The sequence below is a fragment of the Streptomyces sp. NPDC048496 genome, assembly GCF_043200055.1.
Taxonomy (GTDB): Bacteria; Actinomycetota; Actinomycetes; order Streptomycetales; family Streptomycetaceae; genus Streptomyces.
Map to the genome: position 1 here is coordinate 38,733 of NZ_JBICXB010000021.1, position 14,772 is coordinate 53,504.

At 69.8% G+C, this 14,772-nt stretch carries 11 protein-coding genes; 2 read left to right on the forward strand and 9 right to left on the reverse strand.

The genetic code is table 11. From position 1 onward, the window contains the following. Nucleotides 1-34 precede the first annotated feature (34 nt). Complete coding sequence (locus ACGFSA_RS19940) at nucleotides 35-1,972, forward strand: M4 family metallopeptidase (protein ID WP_393305895.1); 1,938 nt, start codon at nucleotides 35-37, stop codon at nucleotides 1,970-1,972. A gap of 204 nt (nucleotides 1,973-2,176) precedes the next feature. Here the strand turns inward: ACGFSA_RS19940 and ACGFSA_RS19945 are convergent, their stop codons facing one another. Genes ACGFSA_RS19945 through ACGFSA_RS19955 form a run of 3 tightly spaced genes read right to left on the reverse strand, consistent with a single transcriptional unit; the run spans nucleotide 2,177 to nucleotide 4,998 of the window. Then, nucleotides 2,177-3,397 (reverse strand): cytochrome P450, encoded by a 1,221-nt coding sequence (locus ACGFSA_RS19945; protein ID WP_393305897.1) that lies wholly within the window; start codon nucleotides 3,395-3,397, stop codon nucleotides 2,177-2,179. 12 nt (nucleotides 3,398-3,409) lie between these two features. Further along, nucleotides 3,410-4,792, reverse strand: a complete 1,383-nt coding sequence (locus ACGFSA_RS19950; RefSeq protein WP_393305899.1) for an NAD(P)/FAD-dependent oxidoreductase — start codon at nucleotides 4,790-4,792, stop codon at nucleotides 3,410-3,412. Beyond that, on the reverse strand, nucleotides 4,789-4,998 hold the full coding sequence (locus tag ACGFSA_RS19955; protein ID WP_393305901.1) for a ferredoxin: 210 nt from the start codon (nucleotides 4,996-4,998) through the stop codon (nucleotides 4,789-4,791). Before ACGFSA_RS19955 ends, ACGFSA_RS19950 begins: the two co-directional genes overlap by 4 nt. A 757-nt stretch (nucleotides 4,999-5,755) precedes the next feature. On the opposite strand from ACGFSA_RS19955, the gene tkt reads away from it, so the two are divergent. Further along, nucleotides 5,756-7,930, forward strand: coding sequence for a transketolase (gene tkt, locus ACGFSA_RS19960; protein ID WP_393305903.1), 2,175 nt, complete (start codon nucleotides 5,756-5,758; stop codon nucleotides 7,928-7,930). Nucleotides 7,931-8,020: 90 nt separating this feature from the next. Here the strand turns inward: tkt and ACGFSA_RS19965 are convergent, their stop codons facing one another. From ACGFSA_RS19965 to ACGFSA_RS19990, 6 genes are all read right to left on the reverse strand, one after another. Beyond that, on the reverse strand, nucleotides 8,021-9,724 hold the full coding sequence (locus ACGFSA_RS19965) for an FAD-dependent oxidoreductase (protein WP_393305905.1): 1,704 nt from the start codon (nucleotides 9,722-9,724) through the stop codon (nucleotides 8,021-8,023). Nucleotides 9,725-9,817: 93 nt separating this feature from the next. Continuing rightward, complete coding sequence (trxA, locus tag ACGFSA_RS19970; RefSeq protein WP_393305907.1) at nucleotides 9,818-10,273, reverse strand: thioredoxin; 456 nt, start codon at nucleotides 10,271-10,273, stop codon at nucleotides 9,818-9,820. Next, nucleotides 10,270-12,897, reverse strand: a complete 2,628-nt coding sequence (gene clpB / locus ACGFSA_RS19975) for an ATP-dependent chaperone ClpB (protein ID WP_393305909.1) — start codon at nucleotides 12,895-12,897, stop codon at nucleotides 10,270-10,272. The genes trxA and clpB overlap by 4 nt, the downstream gene beginning before the upstream one ends. Beyond that, nucleotides 12,888-13,271 (reverse strand): chaperone modulator CbpM, encoded by a 384-nt coding sequence (locus ACGFSA_RS19980; RefSeq protein WP_393305911.1) that lies wholly within the window; start codon nucleotides 13,269-13,271, stop codon nucleotides 12,888-12,890. The genes clpB and ACGFSA_RS19980 overlap by 10 nt, the downstream gene beginning before the upstream one ends. Then, a complete protein-coding gene (locus tag ACGFSA_RS19985) occupies nucleotides 13,268-14,242 on the reverse strand; it encodes a DnaJ C-terminal domain-containing protein (RefSeq protein WP_393305913.1) in 975 nt (324 codons plus the stop codon). Before ACGFSA_RS19985 ends, ACGFSA_RS19980 begins: the two co-directional genes overlap by 4 nt. A 6-nt stretch (nucleotides 14,243-14,248) precedes the next feature. Further along, nucleotides 14,249-14,770, reverse strand: coding sequence for a nucleotide exchange factor GrpE (locus ACGFSA_RS19990; protein WP_393305915.1), 522 nt, complete (start codon nucleotides 14,768-14,770; stop codon nucleotides 14,249-14,251). Nucleotides 14,771-14,772 lie beyond the last annotated feature (2 nt).

Genomic DNA, 14,772 nt, shown 5'->3' on the forward strand with positions numbered 1-14,772 from the left:
CACGTACAAGGTTCCGGTCACGGACCTCAAGACCGTGAGCACCAGCAAGGACGGCAAGCAGTCGTCCGTCCGCTTCCAGCAGAAGCACGACGGGGTGCCGGTCTTCGGCGCCGAATACGCCGTGCAGACCGAGGCGGCCGACGGCGGCCAGAGCGTCACCTCCGCCACGGGCACCCTGTACACGGACCTGTCGGTCTCCACCACGCCGAGCGTTTCCGAGGCCGCCGCGGAGAAGCGGATGTTCTCCCTCGACGGGAATCTGTCGCGGGTCGAGGGCGCCAAGACCGAGGGCCACGGGCTCATCGTCCTGCCGGACGCCCGAGGCGGCAAGCTGACCTGGCACTTCACCGTCACGGGCGCCGAGGCCAACGGCAGCCCGGTGCGCCAGGAGGTGTACGTCGACGCGAACATCGGCGGCATCGCCCTCTCGTACAACAATATCGACGCCGCGGACGCCGCACCGGCCAAGGGCACGGGCGCGCGCGTGGACGGCTCCTCGGCGGAGCTGGACATCAACAAGGAGACGGACGGGTCGTACACGCTCGTCGACTCCACCCGGGACATGTACGCGCGGACCGGCGGCCAGATACGCACCTACGACGCCCGGCGCAAGAGCTACTCGCTCGTGGCGGGCGGCCCGGTCACCGAGGACGTTCCCCTGGCGACCTCCGCGAGCGACCGGTTCGACGGCACCAACACCTCCTCCGGCGCGGTCGACGCACATGTGAACGCGGCGAAGATCTACGAATACCTCAAGGACAAGCTCGGCCGTGACGGCGTCGACGGCAAGGGCGGCACGATCTACTCCGTCGTCAACGTCGCGAACAACGGCAAGGACTACGCCAACGCCTTCTGGGACGGCTCCAAGATGGTCTACGACCACATGGGAGGCGTGCCGCTGTCCGTGGGCCTGGACGTGGTCGGTCACGAGATGACCCACGGCGTCACCGAGCACTCCGCCGGGCTCGTCTACCTGAACCAGTCGGGCGCCCTGAACGAGGCGATCTCCGACTACTTCGGCAACGCCATGGAGACCGCCGACAAGGGCGTCGCGATGAGCGACCCGACGTCCGGCCTCGTCGGCGAGTACCTCTGCAACGGAACCAAGCCGCTGGCGGAGTGCGCGCTGCGCGACCTCAACGACGGCCGCAACGCACAGACCGACTACGAGCCCATCACGCTCGACATCGACAACGGCGGTGTGCACTCAAACTCCACCATCGTCGGTGGGGCGCTGTGGGACATGCGCAAGAACATCGACGCCGGCCTCGCCGACCGGATCACGTACCGAGCCGCCCAGAACTACCTCACCCCGCTGTCCGGCTTCACCGACATGCGCAACGCGGTCACCCTGGCCGCGAAGTCCCTGAAGGTCTCGGCGGCCGACCTCGACGCCATCGGCCGGGCCGCGCAGATCAACGGCGATGTCTACGCCATCGGTCACGGTGACGCGATCGCCTGGGGCGAGGGAAGCGCCGCCTTCGGCATCACGGTCGGACGATTCGGCAAGAAGCCCCAGCACGAGCTGGCGCAGTCGGACGCCTACCTGATGGACCCGTCCCTCGACGACGAGCGTGTCGTCTTCACCCGTATCTCCGCCGCCGGCGTCGGCATCTACCAGGCCGGCGACAAGGGTCAGGGCGCGATCAAGAAGCTGGTCGACTCCCCGGACGCCGACGAGACCGAGCCGGTCACCGAGAGCGGCGCCCTCGCCTACATCAGCACCACCGCCGACGGCGAGCAGGACGTCATGCTCCGGAAGGCCGACGGCACCACGGTCAACGTGACACCCGAAGCCGGCACCAAGGCCTCCCGCCTCGCCGGGCTGAACAACTTCAGCCTCGCCTCCTGCTCCTCCGGTTCGCAGCTGGCCCCGTCGCTCGGTGACGGACAGCGCATCGTCTGGCTGGACACCACGGCCGCGGCGACGGACGTCGTGACGCGCGGGACGTTCGCGGGCACCTGCGAGTAGCATCCGCCACACGTCCGAGGCGGTCACCGGATCTTCCGGTGACCGCCTCTTCGCGTACGGACCTCGGCCCGCAGCCTCGCTCTGCACATCACCGGCCCCTGCCGGACGTCACGGGGGTGAGAGGGTTCCGGGCAGCACGAGGCCGAACCCGACGCACCGACCGGGTAGTCCCCCATCGGTGGCCGGTCGGGCGCGACCGGCGGCCTACGTTCCTGCGGTGCGCTCGATCGGGAGATGGCGGGGACCTCGCAGCACGGGGCTTCGCCGGTACGGAGGCGGGTCCTCGACCAGACGGGGGTCGTCGAGGTGGCGGAGGAGCGCGTCGAGCGCGATCTGCGCCTCGATGCGGGCGAGCGGGGCGCCGAAGCAGTTGTGGATGCCGCTGCCGAAGCCGAAGTGCTGATTGTCCTCGCGCATCGGGTCGAACCGGTCGGGGTCATGGAATCTCAGCGGGTCCCGGTTGCCGGAAGCCAGCACGAGGACCAGGGGTGCCCCCTTGGGAATGGTGATGCCCCCGACGTCGATATCGGTGAGCGGTGAGCGATGTGGCAGAAAGTGGACAGGGGGCTCGTAGCGCAGCAGTTCCTCCGCCGCCCTCGGCATGAGTTCGGGCGCGGCGCGCAGCCGCTCCAGGATGTCGGGGTGGCGCAGCAGGGTGAGCATGCCGTTGGTGATCAGGTTGACGGTCGTCTCGTGACCGGCGATGAGCAGCAGTACCGCTGTGGCCATCAGTTCCGGATGTGTGAGGCGCCCTTCGGGGCCTTCGTCATTGGCAAGGGCGGAGAGCAGGTCCCCGGACGGGTGGCCGCGCCGCTCTTCGGCAAGTGCGCCCAGATAGTGCGCCATCGCCATCCGCGCCTCCTGGGCCGACCGCCGACGCTGCTCCGGGTCATCCCCGGGCGTGGGGTCGAAACCGGCGATGATCGCGTTCGTCCAGGCACGGACACGGGGCACATCCTCCTGGGGCACGCCCAGGAGCCGACAGATCACGGTGACGGGGAGCGGGTAGGCAAAATCGTCGACGAGGTCGATCCGGTCCTTGTCCTGGAACGAGCGGATCAGTTCCTCGGCGATGCCGGTGATGTCGCCGTGCAGGGCGTCGATCCGTCCCGGGGAGTGCGGCGGACCGAAGGGACGCATGGCGAGGCGGCGGAGCCGGTCGTGTTCGGGGTCGTCGACACCGATGAAGGCCGGCGGCAGTTCGTCCGTCCTGGCCAGAGCCGCTTCCGGGTCCTTACGGTTACGGAGGTCCGAGCTGATCCGTGGGTCATGAAGCAGAGCGGCGATCTCATGGTAGGTGCCCACCAGGTAGCTGCCGTTGTTCTGTCGTACCACCCCGCTCTCGCGCAGTTCCGCGTAGAGGGGGTACGGGTCTGCGCGGTTCGCGTAATCGGTGATGCGCTCAAAGAGCGTGTCCGGGGGCATGCGTGGGGCTCCTCATCGACGGTGGGTGGCGATCGGGGACGGTTCGTTGCGCACCAGAGTCAGGTGCCTGTTCGGCAGATGACCCGTGAGAGCCACGGTCGGGCCGTGCGAGAGCAGTTGCGGGGACGGCACGTCGGAGGGGACGGGATCGGACGAACCGGGCCGGTCGGCGGCACCGGGCGCGGGGGGAAACGGTGCCGCCGTCTCGATGAGGTACTGGTAGTACTCCAGCCACTTGGCGCGGTTCACACTGACCGCCGCGGTGATGCGCCCCCGGTATCCGTAGACGGCGACGAAGCGGCCCTCGCGCAACGAGCCCTGGGCAATGACCACGTGGTCGGAGAAGGTCGGTACACCCACGGACTTGATGTTCAGGCCGAACTGGCTGGACCAGAAGGCGGGCACGGTCAGGTGCGGGCGCCTGCGCGGCCCCGGACTGATCATGTTGTGGGCCGCCACCTCGGCCTGCGCAACCGCATTGCCCCAGTGTTCGAGGGACAGCATCTGGTACTCGAAGAGCGGGTGCGGGAAGCGTGCCACGTCTCCGGCGACGAAGACGTCGTCGGTGACGATCCCGTACATGTCGAAGGCTCGGCACCCCGCGTCGCACGCGACGCCCCGGGGGCCCGCGGCCAGGCCTGATCCGTCAAGCCATTCGGTGTTGCGGAGGGCGCCCAGGGCGACCACGGCGACATCGGCGTCGATCCGGCCGCCGTCGGAGAATTCGGCGCCGGTGAGCCGGCCGTTTCGGCCCTTCAGCGCGGTGACGGTCACGCCGCAGCGGAGGTCGACTCCGTGCGCGCGTTGCAGCTTCCCGGCATAGGTTCCGAGTGCCCCGCCGAGCGCGCCGACGAGGGGCGAGGGTCCGCGTTCGGCGACCGTTACGTCGAGACCGCGCTCCCGGCAGGCGGAGGCGATCTCCGAGCCGATGAATCCGGCGCCGATCACCAGCACCCGGCGCGGTCCGGCGTCGAGGCGTTCGGCGAGGCGGGCCGCATCGTCGTTCGTACGCAGGGTGAGTACGCCGTCCAGGCGGGCCTCGTCGGCGTTCGGCCAGGGTCGGGCCCGGGTTCCGGTGGCGATCAGCAGCCTGTCGTAGGCGAGTTGTTCACCGTCGGCGAGGATCACCCGCTTCTCGATCGGGTCGACCCCGACGGCACGTACACCGAGCTTCCACCGGGCGTCCAGCGCACGACGGCTCGGCAGCGCGACGTCCTGCGCGCGCGCCCGCCCGAGCAGCACCTGCTTGGACAGCGGTGGTCTGTCGTACGGGGGGTGCGGCTCCTCCCCGACCAGGGTCAGCGATCCGGCGAAGCCTTCCTCGCGCAGCGTCTCGGCGGCGCGCAGGCCGGCCAGCGACGCGCCGACGACGACGATCCGGCCCTCGCCGATCACGAGGCGCCGAGGCCTGCCGGCTCGCCGACCAGGATGGCCTGCACCGGACAGGCCGCCGCCGCGCGTCGGACACGCTCATGCTGATGGTCGGGCACGCTCGGCCTGAACATCAGGGCCTCCTCGCCATGCAGTTCGAACACCTGGGGAGCGAGAAACACGCACTGCGCGTAACCCTGGCACCGATTGAGGTCGACAACGATCTGCATTCCGGCCCACTCCTCCGTGCCACCGTTATCCCTGTCCTATTACCTGCCGGAGTGCGACGCCAACGGTGCTGGGCCGTGCGGGTTCGCGCCGGCCGACCGATCAGGAAAGGCAGTGGCCGCGGCGGACCGTGCGCCAGGAACGCACCGGTGCGATGCGCCAACGGCGCACGATGACTCTGTCGGCCCGCACACCGCCCGTCAGGCCGGCGCTCCGGTGTCCGAGGGAGTCATCGGCCCAGCCCATCGGTGCGCCGGCCTTCCGCCGGGAGACGTCCGTCAACGGCATGTCGCGGCATTCAGCCAGGGCGACGCCTGTTGATAATGACGCGTCACGGCAGAGCGGCGATGGGAGCCCGATGCGGGGCCGACAACTGCGCGTCGGACTGCTGGTGCCCCTGCTCGGAGCAGTGAGCGCATGCGGCGGTACGGGCGAGCACAGCGAGGACGCTTCAGCCCGTGCCAGGGGTTCGGGCGGTTCCTGGCGGCCGCGGGCGGGCGCACGGCCTTTGCGTCGGCACGGCTCAGCGGAATCCAAGCCTGCGGGCGCCGCGCATCGGTCGACCGGCCTCGAGGACCGACTGCCTCTCCCTCTCAGCCGGGACCATCAGGAATCCCGCGGCACGACGTCGATCTCCGGTGAAAGCAGCCGGAGCGGGGCCGTTCCCTCCCCGTAGGCGCGGATACGCAGGCCAGCGGCGTGGCGCTGGGCAGACCGAGGCGCCCAAAAGGTCGTCGAAGCAACCAGAAAGGCAGTGCCATGGATGAGCGGCAGGCAGCCACCGGAATGATTGCGGGTCGCGATGCGAAGCTCGCACTTCCGGTCGCGGACACGGTGGGCTGGGGTCCGCTGGATGTGCGAGCGGTGGACACCGTACGCGTTCTGGCCGCTGACGCGGTCCAGAGGGTGGGAAACGGTCATCCGGGAACCGCGATGAGCCTGGCCCCGCTGGCCTATCTGCTGTTCCAGCAGGTCATGCGCCACGACCCTGCCGATGACCAATGGCTGGGACGCGATCGATTCGTGCTCTCGTGCGGGCACTCGAGTCTCACTCTGTACATCCAGCTGTACCTCAGCGGGTACGGACTGGAGCTGCAGGATCTAGAGCAGCTCCGTACCTGGGGCTCCGCAACACCGGGGCATCCGGAATACCGCCACACCCGGGGTGTGGAGGTCACCACGGGCCCGCTGGGCCAGGGGCTGGCCGCCGCGGTGGGGATGGCGCTGGCGGCACGGCGCGAGCGCGGGCTGCTGGATCCCGACGCCCCGCCGGGTGAGAGCCCGTTCGACCATCACGTGTACGTCGTCGCCTCGGACGGCGACCTCATGGAAGGAGTCACGTCGGAGGCGAGTTCGCTCGCCGGGCACCAGGAACTGGGCAATCTGGTTGTCTTCTACGACTCCAACCACATCTCGATCGAGGACGACACCGAGATCTCGTTCAGCGAGGATGTCGCCGCGCGCTACTCCGCGTACGGATGGCAGGTGCAGACAGTCGACTTCACGCTCACGGGCTCCTACGTCGAGGACGTCGACGCCCTCTCGGCGGCGATCACCGCAGCCAAGCAGGACGCTTCGCGGCCGTCCATGATCGTGCTGCGTACGGTCATCGGCTGGCCCGCCCCCACGAAGCAGAACACCGGAAAGGCCCATGGCGCAGCACTCGGTGACGAAGAAGTCGCCGCCACCAAGACCTTGCTGGGCTTCGACCCGGGTCGGAGCTTCGTCGTGGAGGATGAAGTCCTGGCCCACGTCAGGAAGGTGCGGGAGCGGGGCGCTGCTGCCCGTCGCCAGTGGGTGAGCGTGTATGAGAGGTGGCGCGCTGCCCATCCTGACCGGGCCGCGCTGCTTGACCGGTTGCGCGACCGGCGTCTGCCCGACGGCTGGGCCGACAAGCTGCCGATTTTCCCCGCCGACCCTGCCGGAATGGCCACCCGCAAGGCATCCGGCGAGGTACTGACGGCGCTGGCGCCCGTCCTGCCCGAACTGTGGGGTGGGTCCGCCGATCTTGCGGGGAGCAATAACACCACGATGAAGGGGGAACCCTCCTTCATCCCGGTCGCCAAGCAGACGGCCGAGTGGAAGGGCAACCCCTATGGGCGGACGTTGCACTTCGGCATCCGTGAGCACGCCATGGCCGCAATCCTCAACGGCATCGCGTTGCAGGGTCTGACACGTCCCTACGGCGGCACATTCCTCGTCTTCAGCGACTACATGCGTCCGGCTGTCCGGCTGGCAGCGCTCATGCGGCTCCCGGCCACCTACGTCTGGACACATGACTCCATCGGGTTGGGCGAGGACGGGCCCACCCATCAGCCCGTCGAGCACCTGGCCGCGCTACGGGCGATTCCTGGCCTCGACGTCGTACGGCCGGCCGATGCGAACGAGACCACCATCTGCTGGCGCACCATCATCGAGCATCAGGACAGACCCGCCGGTCTCGTGCTCACCCGGCAGCCGCTGCCCGTCCTGGAACGGGGCACCGGCACCCATGCCCCGGCCGAGGAAGCGGCCCGCGGCGCGTACGTCCTCGTGGACTGCTCCGACGGGCAGCCCGACGTCGTCCTTGTCGCGACCGGCTCGGAAGTGCATATCGCCCTGCGGGCGCGTGACCTGCTGGCTGCCGAAGGGTACGAGGCACGCGTGGTGTCCATGCCGTGCCGGGAGTGGTTCCACGCTCAGCCCTCTGCCTATCAGAACGCGGTACTGCCGCCCGCTGTGCGCGCCCGCGTGAGCGTCGAGGCGGCCGTCGGTCAGGGCTGGCGCGACATCGTGGGCGACGCGGGCCACATCGTCAGTCTGGAGCACTTCGGCGCCTCCGCCGACTATCAGCGCCTCTACCGGGAATTCGACATCACGCCGCAGGCTGTGGTTGCCGCAGCCCTCAGCAGCATCCGTGCGGCCTCCGGCCCGGTGAAGCCGGGCGGAGAGTGACCCCAGGGCCTCCTGGACGCCGTGGCCGCGGACTCTCCCGGCTGACGACCACCTGCCGGAGGGCATATCGGCAGAACGTCACCACGTTGTTCACGCTCGGGTCGTCGTGGCCTTCGTCGCGTGTCGACGTATGCCCGGAGAGCCCACCCCCCGAAGGTGCTCGTGCACCATGCGAACCGCCATCGCGCCCTCGCCCACCGCGGAGGCCACCCGCTTGACCGAGCCGCTACGGACGTCGCCGACAGCGAAGAGTCCCGGGAGACCGGTCTCCAGGGCGAGTGGGGCACGGGCGAGGTGGCGCCAGAGGTCCGCGGGGACGTCGACCACGTCCGGTCCCGTGCGGATGAAGCCGTGCGGGTCCAGGTCGACGGCCGCGTCGAGCCAGGAACTGGCGGGGCGCGCGCCGATGAAGACGAACAGGGCGCGCGCTGCCAGCACCTGCCGTTCGCCAGTTCTGTTGTCCTGGACGAGAACGGACTCGACCCGGTCGCTGCCGGTGACTTCCCGGACCTCGGTGTGCATCAGCACATCGATCCGGGGGTGCCGCTCTATCCGGTCGATCAGGTAGCGGGACATGCTGTGGGTGAGGTCGCCGCCCCGTACGAGCAGATGCACCGCGGGCGAATGACGTGCCAGGAACAGCGCGGCCTGGCCGGCGGGGTTGCCGCCGCCTACGACGGCCACGGGGTCCATACGGCAGTTTCTCGCCTCCCAGAGGGTGGCGGCGTAGTGGACCCCGGCTCCTTCGAGCCGTTCGACGCCGGCCGCGGGCAGGCGCCGGTACCGGGCGCCGGTGGCCACCACGACGGTGTGGGCGGAGATCGTGGCACCGTCGGTGAGCGTCACGACGTGGGACCCCTCCCGCTGTTCCAGGACTGCGGCTTCGGCGGGGACGGTGATCCGGGCGCCGAACCGGTCGGCCTGGACGGCGGCGCGTTCGGCGAGTTCGGTGCCGGAGATCCCGCCGGGGAATCCCAGGTAGTTCTCGATCCGGGAGGAGGTTCCGGCCTGACCGCCGGTGGCCACGGCTTCCAGGACGACCGTGGCCAGTCCTTCGGAGGCCCCGTACACGGCCGCGGCCAGACCCGCGGGTCCCGCGCCGACCACCAGCAGATCGCAGACGGCTTCTGTGGGGGTGTCGGAGCGCAGGCCTATCACCCTTACCAGCTCGGCGTCGGTGGGGTTGCGCAGCACCCGGTCGTCATGCCAGACCACCACAGGGGTCTCTTCGGGTGTCACTCCCACACGGCGCAGCAGCACCTCGGCCTCGGTGTCCTTCTCCAGATCGATCCAGCGATGCGGAAGCCGGTTACGGGCGGTGAACTCGAGCAGCCTCCGGGTGTCCGGGGAGAACGCGGAGCCGATGATCCTGAAACCGGTGGCCATCCCGGCCGGCAGTGTCCGGCGCAGAAGGCCGGCGCGCAGGATGAGGTCGCCGAGCGCGGGTTCGCGGATGAGCAGGTCGCGCAGTTCTGCCGAACCGACCGCCAGGACCTCACCTGGGGCACGGACCACTGCGGTGAGGAAGGCGGCCTGACCCTCCAGCAGGCCGAGCTCCCCGAGGAAGCTCCCGGGGCCATGGAGCTGGTAGGTCCTCTCCCGACCGCCATGGCCTTTTACCACGGCCACCGTGCCGCTGAGAACGACGAAGAACTCCTGACTGGGCCTGCCCGCCTGATAGAGCAGTTCGCCTTCGACGGTCGGCCACCGCTGTCCACAGGCGCTCAGCACTTCGATCTGGTCATCCGTCAATTGTGGGTACGCGTCGTACGGAGTGGGCGTTTCAGCGGTCACAGTGCACTTCCCTTGGGGCGGAAATGAGGGTGGGAAAGCTCAGACCATGGCTTCTGGGTCGGGCGGGACGGTCATCGCGGCCTCCAGGTTCGGTCAGGCGGGCCGGGCACTGTCCGTCAGTGCCCGCTCCACCCACTGGCGCAGCACCGGGGCCGACGCGGCGCCGGCCTGGCGGGCGATGGTCCGGCCCCGGTCGAGGATCAGCAGAGTGGGGACGGCCTGGACCTCGAAGCGCCGGGCGAGCGCCGGTGACTTGTCGATGTCGACCTTCACAAGTTTGATCCGGCCGGCCAGGTCGTCGGCGACCTTCTCCAGAGCGGGGCTGACCATCCGGCAGGGGCTGCACCAGGTGGCCCAGAGATCGACGAGGACCGGCAGACCGGCCTGCTCGGCGACGGTTGCGAAGTCGGAATCCCCCGCTTCGGCGATCCAGGGCAGCGGAGCTCGGCAGTTGCCGCACTGGGGGCGGCCCTGTGCGGCGGCGGGGACACGGTTGGTCTTGCCGCAGGTGCCGCAGCGGGCGGTGTGACTGACCGGGGAGGCGCTCATGACGACTCCTTCGGCTCGTCCTGGAGCGTGAAGGTCAGTTCGTCGTCCTGGGCGTCGACCAGGATCGTCACGCCCTCGGTCGCCTCGCCGCTGAGCAGCGCGCGGCCGATCCTGGTCTCGACCTCGTGGGAGATGAAGCGGCGCAGCGGACGGGCGCCGTAGACCGGGTCGTAGCCTTCGGCGGCGATGAGACGGCGGGCCTGTTCGGTGAGGACGAGGGAGATGCGCTGGTCGGCGAGGCGACGGCGCAGCTCGTCGAGGAGCAGGTCGACGATGCGTTCGATCTGCGCCAGGCCGAGCGGGTGGAAGAGGACGATGTCGTCGACACGGTTGAGGAATTCGGGGCGGAAGTGGCTGTTGAGTTCGCCCATCACGAGTTCCCGTACCTCGGGCTTGATCTCGCCGGCGTCGGTGGCGTCCTCGAGCAGGTACGGGGAGCCGAGGTTCGAGGTCATGATGACGACTGTGTTGCGGAAGTCGACGGTTCGACCCTGGGCATCGGTGATCCTGCCGTCGTCCAGGACCTGGAGCAGCGTGTTGAACACGTCGGCGTGGGCCTTCTCGATCTCGTCGAAGAGGACGACGGAGTACGGCTTGCGGCGCACCGCCTCGGTGAGCTGGCCGCCCTCCTCGTAGCCGACATATCCGGGCGGTGCGCCGACGAGGCGGCTCACGGTGTGCCTCTCCTGGTACTCGCTCATGTCGAGGCGGATCATGTTGCTCTCGCTGTCGAAGAGTGCGGCGGCGAGAGTCTTGGCCAGCTCGGTCTTTCCGACACCCGTGGGGCCCAGGAAGATGAACGAGCCGATCGGCCGGCGTGGGTCGCGCACTCCGGAGCGGGCCCGGATCACCGCGTCGGCGACCAGCTGTACGGCCTCGTCCTGGCCGATGACCCGCTCGCGCAGGATCTCGTCCAGGCGCAGCAGTTTCTGCCGTTCGCCTTCCTGGAGCCGAGTGACGGGGATACCGGTCCACGCGGAGACGATCTCGGCGATCTCCTCGGCGGTGACCACCTCACGCAGCAGCCGTGTCTCGCCCTGCTTGACGGCGAGCCGCTCCTCTTCGGCGGCAAGGCGGCGTTCGAGCTCGCTGATGGTGCCGTAGCGCAGCTGGGCGGCGCGGTTGAGGTCGTAGGCGCGTTCGGCCTCCTCGGCCTCCTGCCGGGCGCGTTCCAGTTCCTGACGCAGTTCCTGGACGCGGCGGATGGCCTGGCGTTCGGCCTCCCACTGGGCATGCTTGGCGTCCGCCTCGCCCCGCAGGTCGGCCAGTTCACGGCGCAGGTCGTCCAGGCGGGCACGGCTTGCCGGGTCGGTCTCCTCGGCCAGGGCCGCCTCCTCGATCTCCAGCCGGGTCACCCGACGGGTGAGTTCGTCCAGTTCGGCCGGCATGGAGTCGATCTCGGTGCGCAGCCGCGCGCACGCCTCGTCGACCAGGTCGATGGCCTTGTCGGGGAGGAAGCGGTCGCTGATGTAGCGGTGGCTGAGGGTGGCGGCGGCGACCAGCGCGCCGTCCTGGATCTTGACGCCGTGGAAGATCTCCAGGCGCTCGCGGATACCCCGCAGGATGGAGATCGCGTCCTCGACGGTCGGCTCGTCCACGAGGACGGTCTGGAAACGGCGTTCCAGGGCGGCATCGGACTCGATGCGCTTGCGGTACTCCTCCAGTGTGGTGGCGCCGATCATGTGCAGTTCGCCGCGGGCCAGCATCGGCTTGAGCATGTTGCCCGCGTCCATGGCACCCTCGGCGGCGCCGGCACCGACGACGGTGTGCAGCTCATCGACGAAGAGCAGGATCGAGCCCTCAGCGCCCTTGACCTCCGCCAGGACGGCCTTGAGGCGTTCCTCGAACTCGCCGCGGTACTTGGCTCCGGCCACCAGCGAGCCCATGTCGAGCGAGAACACCGTCTTGTCCCGCAACCCCTCCGGTACGTCACCGCGCACGATCCGCTGGGCCAGACCCTCGACGATGGCGGTCTTGCCGACGCCGGGTTCACCGATCAGGACCGGGTTGTTCTTGGTCTTGCGGCTGAGGATCTGGATCACCCGCCGGATCTCTGCGTCCCGGCCGATCACCGGGTCGAGCCGACCGGTGCGGGCCTCCACCACCAGGTCCCGGCCGTACTTCTCCAGAGCCTCGTAGGCGGCTTCCGGGTTGGCGGAGGTGACCCTCTGATTGCCACGCACCAGGGTGAGGGCGGCGAGAAAGGTGTCCTTGGTGATGCCCTGTTCGGTGAGTCGTCGGCCGGCGGCAGTGGCCGAGCCCTCGTCCACCAGAGCCATGACCAGGTGCTCGGTCGAGACGTATTCGTCCTTGAGGCGTTTGGCCTCCTGCTCCGCCGTGTCGAGCAATCGGGCGAGGCGCTGGGTGACCATCACCTGGCCGGGGGCGGCGCCCGGTCCGGTGGTGCGCGGGCGCTTGGCGAGATCGCCTTCGACGGCGCCCCGCAGCGCGGCCGGGTCGGCGCCGGCGCCGGCGAGCAGCCGGGTCGTCAGGCCGTCCCGCTGGTCGAGCAACGCCAGCAGCAGATGCTCCCCGTCGACCTCGTTCTGGCCGAGCCGCACTGCCACGCTCTGCGCTTCCTGCAGCGCTTCCTGGGACTTCTGCGTGAGGCGGTTCATGTCCATGACGTTCGCTCCTCGGCGGCTCGTCGGCTGCGCCGCAGCGCCCTCTCCAGATGATCGATACGGTCGAGCAGGTCCAGCACGACCCCGACGGCCGCGTAGTTGAGCGACAGGCCGGTCCGCAGTCGCTGCACGCGGGCGATGGCCGAGGGAGCGGTGGTACGGAACCACAGTCGCCCGTGGGCGTCCCGCTCGGCGTCCAGCAGCCCGAGGGCTACGAAGCGGCGGACCAGGTCGGGCGAGAGGCCGCTGCGTCGGGCGACTCCGGCCAGGGACAGCTCATAGGGAGTGATCCGGCAGATCCGGACCAGGGGATACTGGGCGACGGCACGGCCGTGCGCGGCGTCTTCGGCGGGAGAACGCTGATCGTCACTCATGCCTGCTTCCTCGGGTCGAAGGTCGAGACCCCGGCCAGCTCCTCGAACAACTCGCGTTCGCGCGGGCTCGGCGACGAGGGCACGATCACCTGGATCTCGGCGTAGAGGTCACCGGCGGAGCCCTTGGGGTGGGGCATCCCCTCCCCGCGCAGCCGCAGCCGCCGGCCGGTGGAGGTACCCGGGGGGACGTGGACCTTCGCGGTGCCGCCGGGGCCGGTGACCGGCACGGTCGCCCCCAGGACGGCCTCCCAGGGGGTGACCGGCAGATCGACGTGGATGTCGCGACCGGTGAGCCGGTACCGGGGGTGGGGGGCGATACGGACCACGAGGTAGAGGTCCCCCGCGGCGCCTTGACCACGGCCCCGGCCTCCCTCCCCCGCGAGGCGGATGCGCTGCCCGTCGACGACACCCGCGGGAATGTTCACGTCATAGCTGCGCTCCCCGCCCGGGCCACCCAGGGTGATCTTCCGCCGGCCGCCGCGGTAGGCCTCTTCCACGGTGAGGGTGAGCTCGGCCTCCTGGTCGGCGCCGGGCACCGGCCCTGGCCCGCGGCCCGCCCGGCCGCCGAACACCCCCCCGAAGAGGTCCTCGAAGTCGAAGCCGGCGGTGTCGAAGTCCCCTTCCGTCCAGACCCGGGCGCCTCCGCGGCCCGCACCCCGGCCCCCCTGGAAGGGTCCGCCGCGGTACGCTCCGGCTCCGGCCCCGCGGAAGCCCTGTGCTGCCGCGACCCGCTCGTCGTAGTCCGCCGGGATCTGCCGGAAGTCGGCGCCGAACCGGTCGTACCTGGCCCGGGTATCGGGGTCGGAGAGGACTCCGTACGCCTCGTTGATCTCCTTGAAGCGCTCCTCGGCGGCCGGATCCTTGTTGACATCCGGGTGGTGGCGTCGGGCCAGGGTGCGGAATGCCTGCTGGATCTCGGCCGCGTCGGCGGTCCGGGGGACGCCCAGCACCTCGTAGTAGTCGCGTGCCATGGCGGGTTACTCCTGCTTTCGGCTGACCGCTACCGCCGCCGGTCGCAGTTGGCGGTCGGGGTCGCCGTAGCCGGGGCGCAGCACCTGGACGACGGTTCCCGGGGCGGTGTCCGGGTCCTCGACCACGGAGACCACCTCGTGCAGCACGGGATCGAAGGGGACACCGGTCTCGTCGTGGCGCGGATAGCCGAGTCCCCTCAGCACGTCCAGAGCCTGATCGCGTACCGCCTGAACACCGCGGACGATCGTTTCGGGGTCCGCGTCGGCGTGGGCGAGGGCCAGTTCGAGGTTGTCGACGACCGGGAGCCAGGCGGCCGTGACCCTGGCTCGTTCCGCCTCCAGCTCCCGGGGGCGGTCGCGGGCATACCGCTTGCGGAGGTTGTCCAGATCGGCGAGAGCTCGCCGCCACCGGTCCTCCAGCTCCTCGGCGTCGAGGGCCGACGGATCCTGCGGTGCGGGTGCCTCTTCCTGCGGACGCTCCGTCCGGGCCGCGTCATCGGCGGGAGGTGCCTGGTCATGTTCCGACATCA